Source organism: Microcystis sp. M_OC_Ca_00000000_C217Col (genome assembly GCF_007095585.1).
GTDB classification, from domain to species: Bacteria; Cyanobacteriota; Cyanobacteriia; order Cyanobacteriales; family Microcystaceae; genus Microcystis; species Microcystis panniformis.
This window is the reverse complement of sequence record NZ_SFBV01000039.1, coordinates 1-17835: the sequence shown is the minus strand read 5'-3', so window position 1 is coordinate 17835 and position 17835 is coordinate 1. Positions and strand designations below refer to the sequence as shown.

General features: G+C 42.8%; 22 protein-coding genes. 11 read left to right on the top strand and 11 right to left on the bottom strand.

From position 1 onward, the window contains the following. Window positions 1–9: 9 nt before the first annotated feature. From EWV66_RS02240 to EWV66_RS02220, 5 genes are all read right to left on the bottom strand, one after another. On the bottom strand, window positions 10–162 hold the full coding sequence (locus EWV66_RS02240) for a hypothetical protein (protein WP_167341550.1): 153 nt from the start codon (window positions 160–162) through the stop codon (window positions 10–12). Further along, the gene (locus EWV66_RS02235) at window positions 149–1027 is read right to left on the bottom strand and encodes an SDR family oxidoreductase (protein ID WP_287107751.1); all 879 of its coding nucleotides are present in this window, start codon (window positions 1025–1027) and stop codon (window positions 149–151) included. Before EWV66_RS02235 ends, EWV66_RS02240 begins: the two co-directional genes overlap by 14 nt. A 3-nt stretch (window positions 1028–1030) precedes the next feature. Then, entirely contained in the window at window positions 1031–1339 is a 309-nt protein-coding gene (locus tag EWV66_RS02230) for a hypothetical protein (protein ID WP_002737657.1), read from the bottom strand. A gap of 179 nt (window positions 1340–1518) precedes the next feature. Continuing rightward, entirely contained in the window at window positions 1519–2580 is a 1062-nt protein-coding gene (locus EWV66_RS02225; RefSeq protein ID WP_052277023.1) for an ABC transporter permease, read from the bottom strand. A 156-nt stretch (window positions 2581–2736) separates the two neighbouring features. Next, entirely contained in the window at window positions 2737–3255 is a 519-nt protein-coding gene (locus EWV66_RS02220; RefSeq protein ID WP_002742074.1) for an adenine phosphoribosyltransferase, read from the bottom strand. Window positions 3256–3353: 98 nt separating this feature from the next. Here EWV66_RS02220 and EWV66_RS02215 point away from each other — a divergent pair, with 98 nt between their 5' ends. The 5 genes from EWV66_RS02215 to EWV66_RS02195 all read left to right on the top strand — a co-directional run bounded on the left by EWV66_RS02215 (window position 3354) and on the right by EWV66_RS02195 (window position 6183). Then, window positions 3354–3980, top strand: coding sequence for a DUF3038 domain-containing protein (locus EWV66_RS02215; protein WP_072924378.1), 627 nt, complete (start codon window positions 3354–3356; stop codon window positions 3978–3980). Between the two features lie 2 nt (window positions 3981–3982). Further along, on the top strand, window positions 3983–4636 hold the full coding sequence (locus EWV66_RS02210) for a DUF4335 domain-containing protein (protein WP_002768934.1): 654 nt from the start codon (window positions 3983–3985) through the stop codon (window positions 4634–4636). 183 nt (window positions 4637–4819) lie between these two features. Beyond that, the gene (gene speD, locus EWV66_RS02205; protein WP_002795793.1) at window positions 4820–5227 is read left to right on the top strand and encodes an adenosylmethionine decarboxylase; all 408 of its coding nucleotides are present in this window, start codon (window positions 4820–4822) and stop codon (window positions 5225–5227) included. Between the two features lie 59 nt (window positions 5228–5286). Then, entirely contained in the window at window positions 5287–5592 is a 306-nt protein-coding gene (locus tag EWV66_RS02200; protein WP_002801338.1) for a DUF6464 family protein, read from the top strand. 78 nt (window positions 5593–5670) lie between these two features. Next, window positions 5671–6183, top strand: coding sequence for a L,D-transpeptidase (locus EWV66_RS02195; RefSeq protein ID WP_271950219.1), 513 nt, complete (start codon window positions 5671–5673; stop codon window positions 6181–6183). Here the strand turns inward: EWV66_RS02195 and EWV66_RS02190 are convergent. From EWV66_RS02190 to EWV66_RS02180, 3 genes are all read right to left on the bottom strand, one after another. Continuing rightward, the gene (locus EWV66_RS02190) at window positions 6145–6795 is read right to left on the bottom strand and encodes a TIGR04282 family arsenosugar biosynthesis glycosyltransferase (protein ID WP_193960228.1); all 651 of its coding nucleotides are present in this window, start codon (window positions 6793–6795) and stop codon (window positions 6145–6147) included. The genes EWV66_RS02195 and EWV66_RS02190 overlap by 39 nt on opposite strands. A gap of 399 nt (window positions 6796–7194) precedes the next feature. Next, a complete protein-coding gene (locus EWV66_RS02185; RefSeq protein ID WP_193960227.1) occupies window positions 7195–7947 on the bottom strand; it encodes an HAD family hydrolase in 753 nt (250 codons plus the stop codon). 22 nt (window positions 7948–7969) lie between these two features. Beyond that, window positions 7970–8779: a dCTP deaminase gene (locus EWV66_RS02180; protein ID WP_287107750.1), complete on the bottom strand. Its 810-nt coding sequence runs from the start codon at window positions 8777–8779 to the stop codon at window positions 7970–7972. Window positions 8780–9056: 277 nt separating this feature from the next. Here EWV66_RS02180 and EWV66_RS02175 point away from each other — a divergent pair, with 277 nt between their 5' ends. Together EWV66_RS02175 and EWV66_RS02170 are read left to right on the top strand one after the other, a co-directional pair. Continuing rightward, window positions 9057–9278 carry a hypothetical protein gene (locus tag EWV66_RS02175; RefSeq protein WP_193960231.1) on the top strand — a complete coding sequence of 74 codons (222 nt, stop codon included), beginning with the start codon at window positions 9057–9059 and terminating at the stop codon, window positions 9276–9278. Between the two features lie 33 nt (window positions 9279–9311). Continuing rightward, window positions 9312–9452, top strand: a complete 141-nt coding sequence (locus EWV66_RS02170) for a PIN domain-containing protein (protein ID WP_193960230.1) — start codon at window positions 9312–9314, stop codon at window positions 9450–9452. A 174-nt stretch (window positions 9453–9626) separates the two neighbouring features. On the opposite strand, the gene EWV66_RS02165 is transcribed toward EWV66_RS02170, so the two are convergent. Continuing rightward, window positions 9627–10355 (bottom strand): GDSL-type esterase/lipase family protein, encoded by a 729-nt coding sequence (locus EWV66_RS02165; RefSeq protein ID WP_002749866.1) that lies wholly within the window; start codon window positions 10353–10355, stop codon window positions 9627–9629. Window positions 10356–10577: 222 nt separating this feature from the next. On the opposite strand from EWV66_RS02165, the gene EWV66_RS02160 reads away from it, so the two are divergent. From EWV66_RS02160 to clpB, 4 genes are all read left to right on the top strand, one after another. After that, entirely contained in the window at window positions 10578–11471 is an 894-nt protein-coding gene (locus EWV66_RS02160) for a methylenetetrahydrofolate reductase (protein WP_287107749.1), read from the top strand. 119 nt (window positions 11472–11590) lie between these two features. Continuing rightward, entirely contained in the window at window positions 11591–11899 is a 309-nt protein-coding gene (locus tag EWV66_RS02155; protein ID WP_002759516.1) for a hypothetical protein, read from the top strand. 22 nt (window positions 11900–11921) lie between these two features. Further along, window positions 11922–12407: a GNAT family N-acetyltransferase gene (locus EWV66_RS02150; protein ID WP_002759515.1), complete on the top strand. Its 486-nt coding sequence runs from the start codon at window positions 11922–11924 to the stop codon at window positions 12405–12407. Window positions 12408–12851: 444 nt separating this feature from the next. Next, a complete protein-coding gene (gene clpB / locus EWV66_RS02145) occupies window positions 12852–15512 on the top strand; it encodes an ATP-dependent chaperone ClpB (protein WP_287107748.1) in 2661 nt (886 codons plus the stop codon). 97 nt (window positions 15513–15609) lie between these two features. On the opposite strand, the gene EWV66_RS02140 is transcribed toward clpB, so the two are convergent. Further along, window positions 15610–16158: a zinc ribbon domain-containing protein gene (locus EWV66_RS02140; RefSeq protein ID WP_052277032.1), complete on the bottom strand. Its 549-nt coding sequence runs from the start codon at window positions 16156–16158 to the stop codon at window positions 15610–15612. Between the two features lie 157 nt (window positions 16159–16315). Beyond that, the gene (gene acsF / locus EWV66_RS02135) at window positions 16316–17392 is read right to left on the bottom strand and encodes a magnesium-protoporphyrin IX monomethyl ester (oxidative) cyclase (protein ID WP_002742302.1); all 1077 of its coding nucleotides are present in this window, start codon (window positions 17390–17392) and stop codon (window positions 16316–16318) included. Window positions 17393–17835: the final 443 nt, after the last annotated feature.

Here is a 17835-nt window from a genome sequence, read left to right as displayed (position 1 = left end):
ATTAATTTTTTACTTAACTTTTCGCAATCCTTTAGAAAGATAGGCAACGAAAAAAGCCAACACTCCCGTCATCCCTACCTCGAAATAATTGGCCATGAGAATAGCGGTAAAAAAAAGGAGTAAGATGATTAATATAGTCCGCTTTTGTTCAGGTAATTTCATCTCTAATTGCCTCTAATTCGGTTTTAATATTTAATGGTTGATAACCTAAAGAAAAAGCAAGAGAACTATCAAGAGAAACATCCTGCGGACGCGGCGCACTCATGGGAACATCGCACTGTAAACAGGGTTTTATTTGTTCTCCGGGAAGGTTAAAAACTGCCGCCATTAGTAAACCAAATTGATAACGAGAAACTCTTTCTTTACCCCCCAGATGAATGATCCCTTGCACTTTTTCTAATGCCAAAAGTAAACCATTCACCGCACTATTAACCCCAACAGCCGTCCGATATTCATCGGTAAATAGAGATAATTCTTTTCCCTCTTGCAGGGTTTTTAAAAAGGGTTGCAGAAAACTATTAGCACTGGGAGAAGGGGAACCAAACATCAAAGGCATTCGACAAATGGCTGCCCGAGGATATATTGCTAAAATACCCTTTTCTGCCGCTACTTTTTGCTCACCATAGATACTGACTGGAGAAACGGGATCATTTTCGGAATAGGGGGCATTTTTACCATCAAAAACTAAATCAGTAGAGGGAAAAACTAGGGGTATTTGATATTGACTACATAAACGGGCAATTTCTAGGGAAGCTGTCAGATTAATTGCCTCGGATGCTTGGGGAAATTCTTGACAGAGATTCGGTTTTGATTGGGCAGCCCCATGAATTACCGGATCGGGTTTAATCTGTTGAAAAAGTTCTTTAACTGCGACTAAGTCTGTTAAATTAATTTTAATTAAATTTGGGTCATTACTATTGACATTGTGATTAAGGTATGTACCGAAACTAGCCCAGGATGAGCGAGTTTTTTGGTAAATATGCCAACCTAAAAACCCACTAACTCCAGTGATTAACAGCGTTTTCATAGTTTAGAGATTAAATCCTTTTTCGTAGGCTAAAAACTGCACCTGTGGTTCCAAAGGTTCACTAACTAAACCAATTCCTGCAAATCCCCATCGCTGCATCAGTCCCTTTAATTGTGTTCCTGAGAGAGTTTCCACAGAAAAATTATTGGCTAAATCCTGAGCATGGGTATTGATATAACTTAAAGCATCGTAGGATTCTTTAAACAGAAGCAGATAACTAGCTGGAGTTTCGCTTTCACCTTTTCTCAGACGCGCTACTAGGTATTGTCCGTCTTGTTTTGACCTGAGTAAATAATGAGTAGTTGCTAACATAGTTGGTTAGATAAAAAGTGATAAGGAAAAAAGGGGTTGGGGATTGGGTTTTAGGGTTTTAGGGTTTTAGGGTTTTAGTTGAAATTTCCCCCATCTCCCCCCGCAACGCGCACGCAGTGGTCTCCCCACTGATAACTGATTACTGTTTACTGATAACTGATAAAATTTACCCATTCCCCCTACTTTAAATCCTCCAATTTAATTCTAGGATCTACAGCTTTGAGAAGTAAATCAGCCAGAAGATTACCGATAATCAACATAGTAGCACCCATCATTAAACTGCCCATAACTAAATATAAATCTTTGGCCGTCACAGCTTGCAAAATTAAACGACCTAATCCGGGCCAGTTAAAGAAAAATTCGGCAATAAATGCCCCACTTAACAAACTAGAAAATTCAAAGCCCAAAAGAGTTATCAGGGGATTAATAGCATTGCGTAAAGCGTGGACATAGATAACTTTATTTTCCGGTAAACCTTTCGCCCTGGCGGTTTGAATATAATCCTGTCGAAGAACATCTAACAATTGTCCCCGCATCAATCTTTGTAATCCAGCAAAACTGGTAACTGTCAGGGCAATAGTTGGTAAAATCATATGCCAAGCGATATCTAGAACTTTACCAATAGGGGAATATTCCGAATAGTTAATACTGGTCATATCACCCACCGGTAAAAGCGGCGAGACATTTTGGGCGAGAATTAGCAGTAAAAGGGCAGTGATAAAACTGGGGAAACCTTGACCAAGATAACTGATAACTCGAAAAAATTTATCGATAAATTGGTTTTGTTTGACGGCGCTGACAATACCCAAGGGAATCGCAATTGCCCAGGTTAAAATTATGGAAGTCAAAGACATTAATAACGTCGCTGGAATTCTCTCTAATAATAGGGAAGACACGGGACGAAAATAGGTAAAACTCAGACCAAAATTAAACTGAGTTACCACTTGCCACAACCATTTAAAATACTGGACAATCGGCGGGTCTTTTAAACCAAAAAGGGCAATATATTGTTCTTTAGTTTCCTGACTAATCTTGGGATTCAGGTCAAGCAAAGCCAGAAAACCGCCGGGGGTTAATTGGATAATAGCGAAACTCAAAGCCGAGGCCAACAACAGAGTCAATAAACCCTGGAGAACACGCTTGACAATATACAAAAAAGTTTCGCTAGTTAGGAGAGATTGTAACCCATTAGCACTCGATCGAGCGGTTGCATCCTTATAATTATCATCAGTCGCCGTCATAAGTAATCGTGCCAAGTTAATTTCCTAGTGGGGACTCCAATTCAGGAGACAGGAGATGAATAGTCGCGCAGAATTAATTGCCATTTTTGAGATAGGCACTCTTGCAAGAGTGTTAGCAAAATGTGTAATTAATTCTGCTTGGGTACTTAAAAAAACCTAATAATCGATAATGGTAATAATTGGTAAATCGGGTAATTTTTCCCGACCACCGAGGTCGATTAACTCGATGATAAAGGCAAATCCTAACACCTCACAACCAATTTTTTCTAATAAATCGGCCGTCGCTTTCGCCGTCCCTCCCGTCGCGATTAAATCATCGACAATTAGGACTTTATGATGGGATGCCACCGCGTCCTGATGAATTTCCAGGCTATCGCTTCCGTATTCCAAATCATACTCGATACTGTGAACGGCGGCGGGTAATTTGCCCGGTTTCCGGACGGGAATAAATCCCGCTTCTAATTGGTATGCTAAAGGAACACCAAAGAGAAAACCCCGCGATTCCATACCGACAATGTAATCGGGGGATAAACCGTAATCGCGACACTTTGCCGTTAGGGTATCGATCGTGTAACGTAATCCTTGGGGATGATTGAGTAGGGTAGTAATATCGCGGAAGACAATACCCGGTTTGGGAAAGTCGGGAATATCGCGAATCAGTGATTTCAGATCCATTCGGTTTCCGTGTCTCGTAAAATGGGGGACAGCTATCTATACAATACAATTTACAATACCCTGACTCGATCGCCCTTGTGTTTTAGTTATCCTATATCATGACCCCTACTAGCCTAACGCCCGAATCTACAGCATCAGCCCCAGAAAAACCGATTATTTTAAGTGTTTTACCCGATTTTCCGATTGCCAGTCAGCAATGCGCCCTACATCTCCAACAGCATATCGATTTAATGCTGTTAGCGTTGGAATCCTTAGAAGTCGGTGCCGGGGAGGCCCTGTTAGCCCTCTGTAAAGAACTAGGACTCGATAAAATTGTCAAAAACCGGATTATTTTCTGGCGCTTACGCTGTACTAATCCCTGGCGAATTTCCTACACCCTCGACCGTCTCACCCTTGACCAAGCAAAAGCTTTAGTTATCATTGCCAGTTATCGGGCCAAACCCCTAGCTATATCCATCCGACAATTACTGTTAGCGCGGCAACAGATGGAATCAAAAGGTTTACCCGTGGATAATAATTTTCTTTTATCAGAATATCTAGAACGATTTCGCTCCAATTTTCGCAGTCGCATGAACCCCCGCCGGGCCAAAGTATCGGTTTATCTAGCCGATGAAAATGCTTTAAATGAACTGGCTTTATCCCTTCTCGATCGGTTATTATTTTGTACTGGTACGACGGGAATGCAGCGGTTTTGGATTAGTTTATTTGATGGGGAGATCGTGTAGAAATGAGAAGACAGTATAGCTTGCCCAATTGTACCCTGATTCTCGATGGTTTCGGCGATGATTTCGCCCCAGCTAACCCCGGTGATAGCCGACCTTTACTCTCAATTTTGACTAACGTAGAATGTCGGTTAATCGGGGCCAATAAAGTCCTGCAAGGTGGTCGGGTTTTCTTGGAAAATTTAGTCCAAGCGGTCAGTCAGTATGCCCAAGAATTTTTGAGTGGTGTTCGTCATCCCCAAGATCCCGTCCATGAACCAGATCATGTGTACCTAGAAAAGATTGACCAGAATCTCCATCGTCTGGTCTGGTATCCATCAACGGACTTGAATATCCCAGAAAGTCCGGTGAAGATAGAAATCAGTACCGTGCAGTTATTCGATTTAATAGAAGCGATTGACCAATTTTTTGCCGATACTCGCACTTTACCCGACCTAACCCTGAAATTACAGCCAGTTTCCCGTCGCTACCATAAGGTGAATGAATCGGTGGCCAGTCGAACAGTGCCTTTTTTGGCAGGATTAGGCAGTCTTGTCGCTTGCGCCCTACTTTTCTATCTGTTACCCGTCCCCCAAGTCCGTAAACCAGAAAATCCCCCCATTCCTGCCGCTTCTCCTAGTCCCACCGTCCCCACTAATCCTGTCCCCCCTCCTAGATAAAATTAGTCCCTTGCGCTTTTCCCAACACCCCACACCCCACACCCCACACCCTTCTCCCCCACCCTGTCCCAGTTTTTAGAAAAAGTAACCGAGAAAAACCAGATCTTTTTTGCACAAGTTAGAAAAATTGTGTTACACTGGTAAATCTGTGAAGGTTTTTCGATAGGGAGTATTGAAAAAAAAATGACCAAACTGGGAACCCATTTGATTGTCGATGCTTGGCAAGTACCTGCTGACCTCCTCAACGATCCCGAGCGCATTCGTCGCGCTATCCTCGATGGAATTACGGCAGGAGAAGCAACGCTGATCGATTTGTGTGTCCACCAGTTCAGTCCCCACGGAGTTACCGCGACGGCGACTTTAGCTGAATCTCATATCGCGATCCACACCTGGCCTGAACACGGCTATTTCGCCGCCGATTTATTCTTCTGTGGTGCGGGTAAACCCGTGGTTGCCATGGAAATTTTGACCAAATCCCTGCAAGCAGGTGAGATTAAAGTGCGGGAACTAACCAGAGGATTCCCCAGTACTGCGGGAGTTTATGAAAGCAAAAAGGAAGAACCCCTTAAGTCTTCCCTGGTTATGGCCTAATTTCTAGCGCCGGCCTCAATAATAAGTTAGCATCACTGGCGATCGCCTAAACTGAAATCGTGATCAGGATAACCTTTGTTTTTATCCTCGCCCTCTTTCCCTCTCTCGTTAGTCTCTGGTTGATTAACCGATCCCAACAGAGATTAAGCAACCGTTTGAGGGGGATTCGCCATCGTCACGAATACAGCCCGGTGATGGCCAGTGATTTTTTGTCAATTCCTCTAGGGACAGAAAATAAACCGGCCTTGATCGGTGATCTTAGTTGTCGTTTTAATGCCTATTCCCCCCACTTGCGTTGTGCGGTTAATCCCACCGGTCCCTGTGAAGGTTGTCGGCAGTACGAAGCTAAAACTGGCACAGTGTAAGCGGCTTGAGCTTCCAAACAGTTCCCTATTTGCTATCCTTAAAAATTATCGCTATCGCAATTGAGGAGTGTGGGAATAATGGCGTTCAAACGAAATTTGACCCTCTTAATCATCGGATTAGGATTAACTTGTTTACCCGTATATCCGGCCCAAGCTAACCAAATCAGCACCGTCACCCCGAATACGGCAGCCAATCAAACTCTCGCTACCCATCTGGTCCTGAAACTGAAAGAGAGAAAAGTTTACGTTTATCAAGATAAGCAAGTTTTAGCGCAATTTACCGTCGCCGTCGGCAAAAAAGGCTGGGAAACCCCCACCGGTAAATTTGAAGTGCGGGAATTAGTTCGCAATCCCGTCTGGAAAAGTCCCTGGACGGGAAAAGTCAGCGCTCCCGGTCCCAATAGTCCCCTAGGGGAAAGATGGATCGGTTTTTGGAGTGACGGCAAAAATTCCATCGGTTTTCATGGCACCCCCGCAGAAAATTCCCTCGGTAGCGCCGCTTCCCATGGTTGTGTGCGGATGCGGAATCGGGATGTAAAAGTGTTGTTTGATTTAGTCCGCATGGGAACCCCGGTCATCGTTCAACCTTAATTCCGGCAGGTATTTTTTTAAGATAGGCAGGTCTTCCGGGCGATCAATATCGGCTAATTTAGGCAGATAAGCGGTTTTTAAAGCCAGTTTAGCGGCGATTGTCTGGGTTTTTGCCAAGACTTCCCCCGTTCCCCAGGGAATACCGTCAAAAAGCTCTGGAAAGACCTGTTTTAAAGCAATTAGGTAGTATCCTCCATCTAACGCCGGCCCTAAAACCATATCGTGGGTTTTTAGGGCTTCAAAGGCTGCTAAAATCTCTTTTTCCCCGATTTCTGGGCAATCTGTGCCAATAATAGCGATCGCTGTCATCCCTTGAGCAAAACCATCGGCAAAAGCATTTTGCATCTTTTCTCCTAAGTCTTTTCCCCGTTGAGAATGATAGCAATAATGCACACCTAACCAAGTACGCATTTTTTCCTCGCTGCCGCCATGGTAGTAAATGATCAGAGAGAGAAAATTCTTCAAACCCGCTAATTTACTGAGAGTATATTCGGCCAGTTTGCGGTGTAATTCTTCGGCTCCCTCGGCTGCCAAAGCTGGAATCATACGGGTTTTTACTTTCCCCAATTCCGGATAACGGGTAAAAATAATCAGTTGTTGTCTCCAGTCCACGAGTAAGTAGGGAGGCAAAATTATTTGTAGGATGGGTTAGCGGTAGCGTAACCCATGCAGGCGTTGGGTTTCATGCTTCAACCCAACCTACGTTCATCTTATATTTAATTCCACCCACCCACTTATTAGTTTTAGCCTACTGTCGATAGGAGGCAGGAAAGCTAATAAAACAGGCTTTATTGGCTTATAGCGTTTTTCAGTCTGCTGAGGTACAAAAGTTATGGGTTTTAGGCAAAAGGCAAGAGGCAAAAGGTAAGAAAAACAGGTGTACCTCACTAGCGTAGGAAACGCTATAGTATAGATTATTTTAGTTGGTTATTTAATTCTGTGTTGGGTTTCCTTACGTCAATCTAACCTACGATGGCTTCAAGTGCAAGTCCTGCAAAATATCGGATTTTTTCAGGTCATCGACCTCGATTCGGAATTAGAATTAGAATTAGAATCTGACTCAAGAATTTGTCTAATATCTGATAAATTATCAACTTTGTAAAAAGAGCCTAATGCAACACTTTCATGATCTTGTATCCAATGATAATGTGGATGATGATAGCCGTACAAGATACACTTTGCTCCAATTTCAATGCCTGGATTAATATCTGATTTTAGTGAATCACCAATAACCCAAACATCTTGACAATCAAAGCCTATATCTTGGATAAATTTTTTTAAAACTTCAGCATTTTTGTGAGGTACAACTCTTATAAAATCAAAGTATTTATACAGTTCATTTTTGTGTAACTTCTTTTTTTGAAATGAATTTTCACCTCTTGTCAATAATGCAAGAGAATAGTTTTGAGATGACCAATCAAGAATTTCTTTAGCCCCCTTAATAGTATTTGGTGTATTTTTTAAAATTAAACGGCCAAAATCTTTAATAGCTTTTAAAGTTTCCTCGGATATTTGATGATTTATCTTATGAGAAACAGATTTATAAGTTTCTATCATACTCCGAGTATAACGATAAGGAGAATGCTTTAGTTTTTGCATTTGAAGATGATCAATTTTTTCAAATTCTTCAATTAATTTATCTTCGTTAATTTGTAATTCTTCAGATAATTTTTCCACAAAAAGCTTTCTTGCAAGCCAATAAACATTGCTGGTATTTAGCAAAGTATCATCTAAGTCAAATACAATCAGACCACTTTTAGCCATTTTTATATTACCTTGATTATTACTAACCTTGAGTTCCCTTTGGAGATGGTGTTGGACTTGGACTCTCTAAGGGAATTGGATTTTGATTATTATTCTCAGATTTCGGTTGCATACTGACCACAACAGCAAGAACACCAGCTACGGCTGCAATAAACGTGAATATAAGAGATAGCCAACTTGCCCAATGACTTATAATTATAGATTTAACGTCATCTTTTGTTGCGAAATTTGAGCGAAGATCTAGTATTTTAGCTTCTACTTCCTGCTTAGTAAAATAAGGTGAATCTGAGCCTCCAACTATAATTTGAGATAAATTATATGTATTTTGCTGAACTAGGACATCGTTAAACTTTTGTTCTTGTTCTGCTATTGACATCTCTCTCTTGTAAGGACTTGTAGTGTCATTTGGCATTTCCTCAAAAATTATTGTCAAAATTTTTTGACCTCTTTGTATACTTAAAGGGTCTTTTCCGAGGTTAATCGCCTTAATAGTAATAAGTCCTTGAAAGCCAGGATCTATATGACCTGGATTCAGAACAAGGAGACTTTTAAATGAACTCTCAGCATTTCTGGCAAAAACAGTCGCCATGATTTTTGACGATAGCTTGATTTCTTCCCATGTAAATAAGTTTATAATTTCACCCGGTTGAATATCAAATTGCCTATTAGCATCTGGATGATTTGCATTGATGATTTGACCATTTTTAAAAATTGTTCCAATTCTTAGGTCATAGCTGCAAGCTTCCAAATTGGCTTTCACAGCATTTAAAACCAAGTCTCCTGAATCAATTTTGGCTTCAATATCTTGTTTAGAAAGAATTCCTTCTGACATTAGACAAACTCCAAAATAATCTGTGATTACTTGTTACAGCGTTTCTCCGGTAGACGAGGTACGTTCTCGCGGCTGAAATCCTTTACCGGCAAGATTTGATATATACTTCACCTTTGTGAGAAACGCTGTAATTGGATGACAAATAAATAGTTAAACCGCAACCAGCTAGAGAACTGGAATTTCACGGGCAAGCCACTAAGCCTTAAAAGTATTGCCATGCAAGGATCGTAGCCGAAAAAGCAAAACTACGGTTTTCCCTGTGGATGGGGTTTAAGTTATGGCAATTATGGTATTTCTGCACTTGGTTAGAATTATACCAAAAGTCAGCGAACCTGCTCTTGGTATCTTTCCAGGATCCTTCCTCAAGCACAGTGGGGAAAAGGGCGATTACTATTCCGTCGCCTGGGATTGGCGGGAGCGGGAAGTGGACGAAGAAATTGAGCAACTGGAACAGATTGCCGATTTTCTGGCTGCCAATCCCGAACTCGTCGATTTATAGCGTTTCTCACACCTGTGTGGCACAGTTAAACCTTTGCTGATTAAGCTTTTCACCATCGACAATGTACCTCTTGCCAACAGGAAACGCTATAGTCAAGCTAGTATTGGGGAAATGGCGATCAAATATAGTCTGGGAAAATTAACTTTTGATTCCACCTTTTCGAGAATTTATTGAGTCACAAATTCAGAGCAATGATTGGCAAATTTTGCCCCTTAATTTACTACATTTTGAACGAGTAGCGCAATTGCCTGTTCAGCATTGTAGTAGATATGTAGGGGGTAAGTTCGCTTATATTACCGGCTCTTCTGGTTTCCGTAACACCGCTAGAACCACTGAGAACAGAGGACATCACTTTTGTGCAATTCCTGTGAAAGGTTGAATAAAACTATCCACACCGACAAAGGAGGTGAGGGGCGACCAGTTTAAAATATCCTCTAAAATTGATTGATAGCCTTGCACATTGGGATGAAGTCCATCTTCCATTAATCTTTCTTGACACCACAGATCACCCCGGTTCATCCAGAGATCAAATAAATCGAGATAGGGAATATTTTGCTCTAGACAAGCTTGTTTAGTGGTTTCTTTAAAACTATACTGATCGCCATGGTTGAAGTAAAAGCAATCTAAAAAGGGCATTTTCCGCTCATCCACGGGAATCATACCTATAAACAAAACCGGGCAAAGAGAACGGGCCCGGGTGAGTAAATGTTCGATTTGAGTTTGAAAAAGATCGTGATCGGTATAAGTACGACCATCGGGCCGGCCTAAACGGGCTGTATCATTAACACCGACGGAGAGAAGAATCAGGTCAGGAAGACGATTGCGAATTTCCCCCCTGAGACGAAATTCCTGTTCTAAACGTTCGGACACTTGTACCACTCGATCGCCGCGAATCCCCAAATTATACAGGGCATGACCGGCACTTTCCATCCACAAACGACGTAGGCGCTCGGCCCAACCGCCACCCACGGGGTCGCCATAGCCATAAACAAGGCTATCACCTAAAGCGACGATTTTGAGGGGATGGGTCATGATTAGGGCTTTGTCTTTAGTAGGTAAACGAGAAAGAGTTGGCATGATCGCTCGATCGAATCGGTTGTCCTTTACACTTGTAAACGAATTTGGTTAAACTGTCCGTGTATTATACTACATTAGAAATTTTTTCCTGCCAGTTAACTTAAATATCAGCTAGGCACTGATACCGACCAGTATAAAGCAGCCCGATGATCATTGCTTGCCTCCGAGTCATTTCCGGGCTAAATCTACTATAAAATTTATGGTTAAAACCTAGATAACTCGATGACTACTCGTTTAAGACGCGCGGTTCAAGACCGAGAATTTTTGATTACAGCCGAGATTACTCCCCCGAAAGGTGGTAATGCCAGTCATATGCTAGAAATGGCCCTCTGGCTAAAAAATCGCGTTCATGCGGTTAATATTACCGACGGCAGTCGCGCCGTAGTGCGAATGTCCTCTCTGGCTGCCTCCGCTATTCTCTATCAACACGATATTGAACCCATCTGTCAAATAGCCTGCCGCGATCGCAATGTGATCGGATTACAAGCAGATCTCATGGGCGCTCATGCCTTGGGATTGAGAAATATACTAGCTTTAACTGGAGATCCCGTCAAAGCAGGAGATCACCCCCAGGCTAGAGCAGTTTTTGACCTAGAATCGGTACGTTTGTTAAAATTAATCGATAAATTAAATAAAGGTTTCGACTTTAACGATAAATCTTTACCCGATGGACCCCTAGAACTTTTTGCCGGGGCTGCCGTTGATGTGCAGTCAAAAAGTTGGTCTGGTCTTCAACGCCGTTTTGAGCGTAAAATCGAAGCAGGAGCGCAGTTTTTTCAAAGTCAATTAGTTACGGATTTCGAGTGCCTTGATAAGTTCATGCAACAGGTGGCCTCCCTCGCCGATAAACCGGTTCTAGCGGGAATTTTTCTGTTAAAATCAGCTAAAAACGCCGTATTTTTAAATAAAAATGTGCCGGGGGTGCAAATTCCCGACCAGATCATTCAAAGACTCGCTGATGCACCTCATCCCCTCGAAGAAGGTATCAAAATCGCCGCCGAACAAATAAAATTAGCCCAGCAGTTATGTCAAGGTGTCCACATCATGGCGATTAAACGGGAGGATTTAGTCCCGAAAATTCTCGATGTGGCCGGTATCCCGCCAATACATAACTGAGATGAAAAGTCAATAGTTTTTATAAAAAATTAACTTTCATTTTGACTACTGGTCTTTTGACAAGAATTCTACCCCTAACCTAGGATGGGAAGGCTCAAAGCATCTTCGGGGTTAAAAGCATGGATTCCAATCTAGGTCAAGAAAAAGAGAATAGTTGTGGTAATTCCGGGCGAAAATGGTTGTCGATCGGTATTGCCCCCACTGGTATAATTTCCATTGGTATTGTCCCCATGGGCGTTATTTCCATCGGTATTGTTCCTATGGGAATAGTTTCCATTGGAACCGTGGCCATGGGGACAATTGCGGCCGGTTTTGTTTCCATGGGACTTTTCAGTATTGGTAGCGTTGGGATGGGATTAAATAACGGCCATTTTTCCAATCTTAATTCTCCCCCTGCTGAATCTCCCCATAAACATCATCAGCATTAAAATCAAGATTTGACTAGCAATCATGAATTATTCCATCCGTGCTGCCGTTGCTACCGATGTCAAGGCTATTTTTGACTTAATTGTTGCCTTAGCGGCCTATCAAGAACTCAGCCATTTAATGACAGGAAATAGTCAAGCTTTAGGGGAGCATTTATTCGGAGAAAAACCCTACATCGAAGCATTGGTGGCGGAAGTAGAGGGTAGAATAGTCGGTTTTGCCCTATTTTTTGCTAACTATTCCACCTTTATAACTAAACCGGGGATTTACCTGGAAGATATCTTCGTTTTACCCGATTATCGCAGTCAAGGTATCGGGAAAGCTTTACTAATGGCTGTGGCTAAAATTGCCGTCGCTAGGGATGCAGGACTTTTAGAATGGACTGTCTTAGAGTGGAATCAACTGGCGATCGATTTTTATGGAAAAATGGGGGCTAAGGTCTTCCAAGAGTGGCAAATTTGTCGTCTCACCGGGACAGCTTTAACCCAATTGGGTAATAGCGATAAATAGGGTTTGCTGAAAAAGTTTGTTGGTGGGGTTAGGAGTCAGGAGTCAGGAGTCAGGAGTCAGGAGTCGGGAGTTTCAGGCTTTGTTGCCCTCTCTTTTTTGTACCAATTGATGTACTACAATAAGGATAATGCAAGGTTTTTGATGGTCCCAATCCGATTTTCGCAGCATGAACATCGGATTTTAACAGGTCAAAAGCCTTATTTTAAAAGGGTTTTACCATTATTCAGCCAACCCTAAATAAGTCAGACCCGATGAAAAAATTTTCACCCCCACAGATGAAAGAGGTTTCTTTCCCTACACCCCACACCCTACACCCCACACCCTACACCCCACACCCCACACCCTCTTTCAAGTCAGACCTTTTGCCGATCCCAGAACTTTGTGATCGATCGAGACTCCTTGCTATACTATACCTCTGACACTGGCTTTCCTCATTGGTGCAGAATGCAACCCACAGACTCGAATAAATTTACAGAACAAGCTTGGGATTCGATTGTTAAATCGCAAGAAATTGCGCGACGCTTTAAAAATCAGACCTTAGAGGTGGAACACGTTATTATTGCCCTCCTAGAGCAGAATAACGGTCTAGCCACCCGGATTTTACAAAAAGCTAATATAGAAATTCCCCGACTGCAACAACAGCTAGAAGTCTTCACCAACCGACAGCCGAAAGTGGCCATCGTCGATCAATTATACCTAGGTCGTGGTCTTGATCTGTTACTCGATCGCGCGGAAGCATCCCGGGAAAGTTGGCAAGATAAATTTATCTCCGTCGAACATCTTCTCGTCGGTTTTGCCGAAGATGAAAGGGTTGGCCGGAAATGTTTACGCACTTTCAATCTTGACCCCCAAGATTTAGAATTGGCCATCAAAGCGATTCGCGGTACTCAAAAGGTTACTGAACCCAATCAAGAGGAAAAATACGAAGCTTTAGATAAATATGGCCGGGATTTAACAGCAGCGGCCAAAGAAGGCAAATTAGACCCAGTTATCGGTCGCGATGAAGAAATTCGACGGGTGGTACAAGTCCTCTCGCGACGGTCAAAAAATAACCCGGTTTTAATCGGTGAACCAGGAGTAGGAAAAACCGCTATTGCTGAAGGATTGGCCCAAAGGATTGTTAACGGAGATGTTCCCGAATCTTTGAAAAATCGTCAGTTAATTTCCCTCGATATGGGAAGTTTAATCGCTGGGGCAAAATATCGAGGCGAATTTGAGGAAAGATTGCGGTCAGTCATGAAAGAAGTTACCCAATCAGAAGGGCGAATTATTCTCTTTATTGATGAACTACATACCGTCGTCGGTGCGGGTTCTAGGGAAGGGGGATCGATGGATGCGGGCAACCTATTAAAACCTATGTTAGCTCGGGGAGAATTGCGCTGTATTGGGGCGACAACTTTAGATGAATATCGCAATCATATTGAAAAAGATCCCCCTTTAGAAAGACGTTTTCAACAGGTTTATATTAAGGAACCTTCCGTGGAGGATACTATCTCAATTCTCCGGGGTTTAAAAGAACGTTATGAGCTGCATCATGGGGTGACAATTACCGATTCGGCTCTAGTGGCAGCAGCTACCTTATCCCATCGTTATATTAGCGATCGTTTTTTACCGGATAAAGCGATCGATTTAGTCGATGAAGCGGCGGCAAAATTAGAGGTAGAAAGTACCACTAAACCCGCTGATTTGGAAATGATAGATCGTCGCTTAATGCAGTTACAGATGGAAAAATTTTCCTTAGAAAAAGAGGAGAAAAAAGATCGAGCTTTTCAAGAGCGTTTAGAAAGAATTATCGAAGAAATTGAGGAATTAGAAAGTAAACAAAAGCCTCTTGCTGACCAATGGCAAACGGAAAAACATATCGCCGAGGAAATTAAATTATTGCGAGAGGAAGAGGAACAATTGCGCCTACAGGTGGAACAGGCGGAACGAGCTTATGATCTCAATAAAGCGGCGCAATTAAAGTATGGCAAACTAGAAATTTTACAGGGGGAATTAGAAGTAAAAGAAAAAGAACTAGAAACTATTCAAGCAGCAGGTTCGACCCTATTAAGACAACAGGTAACTGATGCTGATATTGCCGAAATAGTTGCCCGGTGGACGGGAATTCCCGTCAATCGTTTAATGGAATCGGAACGACAAAAATTATTAGAATTAGAGTCTCATTTACAGAAAAAAGTTGTCGGACAAAATGAAGCGGTCACGGCAGTAGCAGCGGCGATTCGACGAGCGCGCGCAGGAATGAAAGATCCCTCGCGTCCGATTGGTTCATTCCTATTTATGGGACCCACAGGAGTGGGTAAAACCGAGTTAGCGCGGGCCTTGGCGGGGTTACTGTTCGACTCCGAGGAAGCCATGGTTCGCATCGATATGTCGGAATACATGGAAAAACACGCGGTTTCGCGGTTAATCGGCGCACCTCCGGGTTATGTGGGTTACGAGGAAGGGGGACAACTATCGGAAGCGGTGCGTCGTCGTCCCTATTCTGTGGTTTTATTGGATGAAGTGGAGAAGGCCCATCGGGATGTTTTTAACATTTTATTACAAGTGCTTGACGATGGGCGCATTACCGACTCTCAGGGGCGAGTGGTGGATTTTCGGAATACGATTATCGTGATGACCAGTAATATTGGCAGTGACCATATTTTAAATGTTTCCGAAGATGCCGATTATGAGGAGATGCGGAAACGGGTTTTAACAGCTTTGCGGAGTCATTTTCGTCCCGAATTTTTGAATCGTATCGACGATTTAATTATTTTCCATACCCTCAAAAAAGAAGAATTGCGTTACATTGTTCGTCTGCAATTACAGCGTCTGGAAAGATTATTAGCAGAACAAAAAATCAATCTAGAATTAACTGCGGCAGCAGAAGATCATATCGTTACTGTTGGTTACGATCCCACCTACGGGGCGCGACCTTTAAAACGCGCTATCCAACGGGAGTTAGAGAATCCTTTAGCCACAAAAATTCTCGAACAAGCTTTTATGGAAGGGGATACGGTGGTAATTGATTGTCTAGATGAAGTTTTAAGTTTTAGCAAAAAGGAGCTAGAAAAGGAAGGGCAAACATTAGAATTAGCCGTGGTTAACCTCAGTTCGGATTAAAACCATATAGGGGATATATTCCCCCTCTGCGGGTCAATTCAGCCAATATAAACAAAATTTTGCCCCAAAAGGAGTTATAGATTTAGCTAAACAGGTTTTATCGCTGTAACTGATGACCACAGCTACTACAAAAGCGATCGGTTGCCGCTACTTTTGCCCCGCATTGACTACAAAACCGCGTTTTACTGACGGTTTTTGCGTCTCCCATACTCATTTTCATATCTCCCATTTGCATTTCCATGGGGGCAAAATTCATCGACATATTACCCATTTTCATCGGTTGCATCGGTTGCATTGGTTGCATCGGTTGCATCGGTTGCATTGGTTGCATCGGTGGGGAGGAGAAACTGGTAGCGGTTGTCGATTGAGAGGACTGAGAAACTCCAGAGGTATGAGGGGAGGAAAAACCGATACTGCTTCCTTGAATTTGGATTCTGTGGGGTCCGGTTTCAGTGATAATTTCAATAATTGCCCCTTGGGGAATTATCTCTATTTGGGGTTCTTGTGTCCAAACTCCTGTGGCAAAACTACTGCTAGACTGCTGTTGTTGTCCCACCGCACCACTAGCGAGGGTTACAATCGTCTGCAGCCCTTGATTATCGAGATAGAGACGTTGTCCTGTGGGTAATTCACTATAAATAGCCATATTTTTGACAGTGAAAAGTAAAAAGTAAAAACCTAGTTCACACCCCTAGGATCCAGTCTAGCGAGGATAGAAATGTTAGAGGATTTTCTTAAGAATTTTATCGACAAAAAAAGGGTGGTTTAACCCACCCTCACCATGTCTCAAGAAAACAAACTTTTTAACGGACGCTACCGGCTAATTTATCGACCCGAATCGGTTTCATCAGGTACAATTTGAGGAATTGCCAAGCGTTAGAGGCGAAGATAGGCAATTTCTTCAGGAATTTAACCGGTGCGGGACTGTTTTCGCTATCGATCGCCCGTAATCCCTCGTTATTGCGAACACAAATCTCTAGGCGATCATAAAATTCAGGACTATCCACATCGAGAACAATCGGGAAGACGCGGCCGGCGGTTTCATTGGTCTTCTCGATCACATACTTATCGTACTCGCGAGCGTCCAAACCAAGAATGGCGTAGAAACCGGAACGCTGAGTATCATTGAGGTACATCGTAGCGAAGACCGAAAGCAGGAAGAAACGACACCAGAGACGAGCGCGCCAATCGTTAAGAATATCAGGCTGCGCGCGCATGATCGCATCGAAGAAGTCCCCGTGACGGTTTTCGTCTTGACACCAATTCTCGAAGAAGTTAAAAATCGGATAAACCCGATCTTCGGGATGTTGTTCGAGATGACGATAAATGGTGATATAGCGCCAATAACCGATTTTTTCGGAAAGATAGGTGGCGTAGAAGATAAATTTCGGTTTAAAGAAGGTGTAGTTACGGCTTTTGGTTAAAAATCCCAAGTCAAGGGAGAGGTTAAAATCCGATAAAGCCTTATTAAGGAACCCAGCGTGACGCGCTTCGTCCCGGGACATGAGGTTAAAGCATTCTGCGAGAACGGGATTTCTGTTTTTTAAACGTCTGCCGAGTTCTTTGTAGAGAAGAAAGCCGGAAAATTCGGCCGTGCAGGATCTTTCCAGAAATTCCACGAATAAGCGGCGAGTTTCGCCATCAATATGCTCCCAAGAGCGATCGAATTCTTGATTGCGAACGAAGTGATGCCGGTTATAATCGGTACGGAATTCCTCTAAAATCGCTTTCAGTTCTTCCTCGTTAGCGGCGATCGACATTTCCGCCATCGCTTCAAAATCAGTGGTATAGAAGCGGGGAGTGAGGATCGTTTCTTTAGCGGGAACTTTTATACCCGGACGGATTTCCTCGAATTCTGGTTTTTGGATCGTGCTGACCATAGGGATTATTGATTTTACTCTGGGATGATGATTGAGACGAGTAAAGGCTCTGACGTGATAATGACGAGCCGTGAAAAAACGGCTAGGATTCACTATAGCAAGCTCTCAGCCCTAGACTCCCTTCCTGTTCATTAAAAGTTACAACTCTTAATTAAGCTGTGTGAACAAACCCAGATTTTTCGCTGGGAGTCTTGACAAATGTTCGGAGATGTGGGGTGATATGGGGAAAACTTCTGGCGATTGCGCCTAAATAGAGTATTATGCAGAAAGTTGACCTATATCTTTACTCTGGAGAGTGTTATACAGAAAGTTTCTGTATAATAGCTGAGAGGGGGACAAGCGAGCTAGAAGGTAGATAGGGCAAGCGATATCGCTCTTTGTCCTTTGATGTAATCCTTCAACCGATAGCGGCTAATTTGCATTAGCTCTTCTATATTTTTTGG

Excerpts from the sequence above, each read along its gene's own strand:
- EWV66_RS02160 (WP_287107749.1), top strand. The coding sequence starts at position 10,578 with ATGACTACTCGTTTAAGACGCGCGGTTCAAGACCGAGAATTTTTGATT.
- EWV66_RS02175 (WP_193960231.1), top strand. The coding sequence starts at position 9,057 with ATGGCAATTATGGTATTTCTGCACTTGGTTAGAATTATACCAAAAGTC.
- EWV66_RS02140 (WP_052277032.1), bottom strand. The coding sequence starts at position 16,158 with ATGGCTATTTATAGTGAATTACCCACAGGACAACGTCTCTATCTCGAT.
- EWV66_RS02155 (WP_002759516.1), top strand. The coding sequence starts at position 11,591 with ATGGATTCCAATCTAGGTCAAGAAAAAGAGAATAGTTGTGGTAATTCC.
- acsF (WP_002742302.1), bottom strand. The coding sequence starts at position 17,392 with ATGGTCAGCACGATCCAAAAACCAGAATTCGAGGAAATCCGTCCGGGT.
- EWV66_RS02240 (WP_167341550.1), bottom strand. The coding sequence starts at position 162 with ATGAAATTACCTGAACAAAAGCGGACTATATTAATCATCTTACTCCTT.
- EWV66_RS02185 (WP_193960227.1), bottom strand. The coding sequence starts at position 7,947 with ATGGCTAAAAGTGGTCTGATTGTATTTGACTTAGATGATACTTTGCTA.
- EWV66_RS02215 (WP_072924378.1), top strand. The coding sequence starts at position 3,354 with ATGACCCCTACTAGCCTAACGCCCGAATCTACAGCATCAGCCCCAGAA.
- EWV66_RS02210 (WP_002768934.1), top strand. The coding sequence starts at position 3,983 with ATGAGAAGACAGTATAGCTTGCCCAATTGTACCCTGATTCTCGATGGT.
- EWV66_RS02150 (WP_002759515.1), top strand. The coding sequence starts at position 11,922 with ATGAATTATTCCATCCGTGCTGCCGTTGCTACCGATGTCAAGGCTATT.
- speD (WP_002795793.1), top strand. The coding sequence starts at position 4,820 with ATGACCAAACTGGGAACCCATTTGATTGTCGATGCTTGGCAAGTACCT.
- EWV66_RS02180 (WP_287107750.1), bottom strand. The coding sequence starts at position 8,779 with ATGTCAGAAGGAATTCTTTCTAAACAAGATATTGAAGCCAAAATTGAT.
- EWV66_RS02230 (WP_002737657.1), bottom strand. The coding sequence starts at position 1,339 with ATGTTAGCAACTACTCATTATTTACTCAGGTCAAAACAAGACGGACAA.
- EWV66_RS02195 (WP_271950219.1), top strand. The coding sequence starts at position 5,671 with ATGGCGTTCAAACGAAATTTGACCCTCTTAATCATCGGATTAGGATTA.
- EWV66_RS02235 (WP_287107751.1), bottom strand. The coding sequence starts at position 1,027 with ATGAAAACGCTGTTAATCACTGGAGTTAGTGGGTTTTTAGGTTGGCAT.
- EWV66_RS02225 (WP_052277023.1), bottom strand. The coding sequence starts at position 2,580 with ATGACGGCGACTGATGATAATTATAAGGATGCAACCGCTCGATCGAGT.
- EWV66_RS02165 (WP_002749866.1), bottom strand. The coding sequence starts at position 10,355 with ATGCCAACTCTTTCTCGTTTACCTACTAAAGACAAAGCCCTAATCATG.
- EWV66_RS02220 (WP_002742074.1), bottom strand. The coding sequence starts at position 3,255 with ATGGATCTGAAATCACTGATTCGCGATATTCCCGACTTTCCCAAACCG.
- clpB (WP_287107748.1), top strand. The coding sequence starts at position 12,852 with ATGCAACCCACAGACTCGAATAAATTTACAGAACAAGCTTGGGATTCG.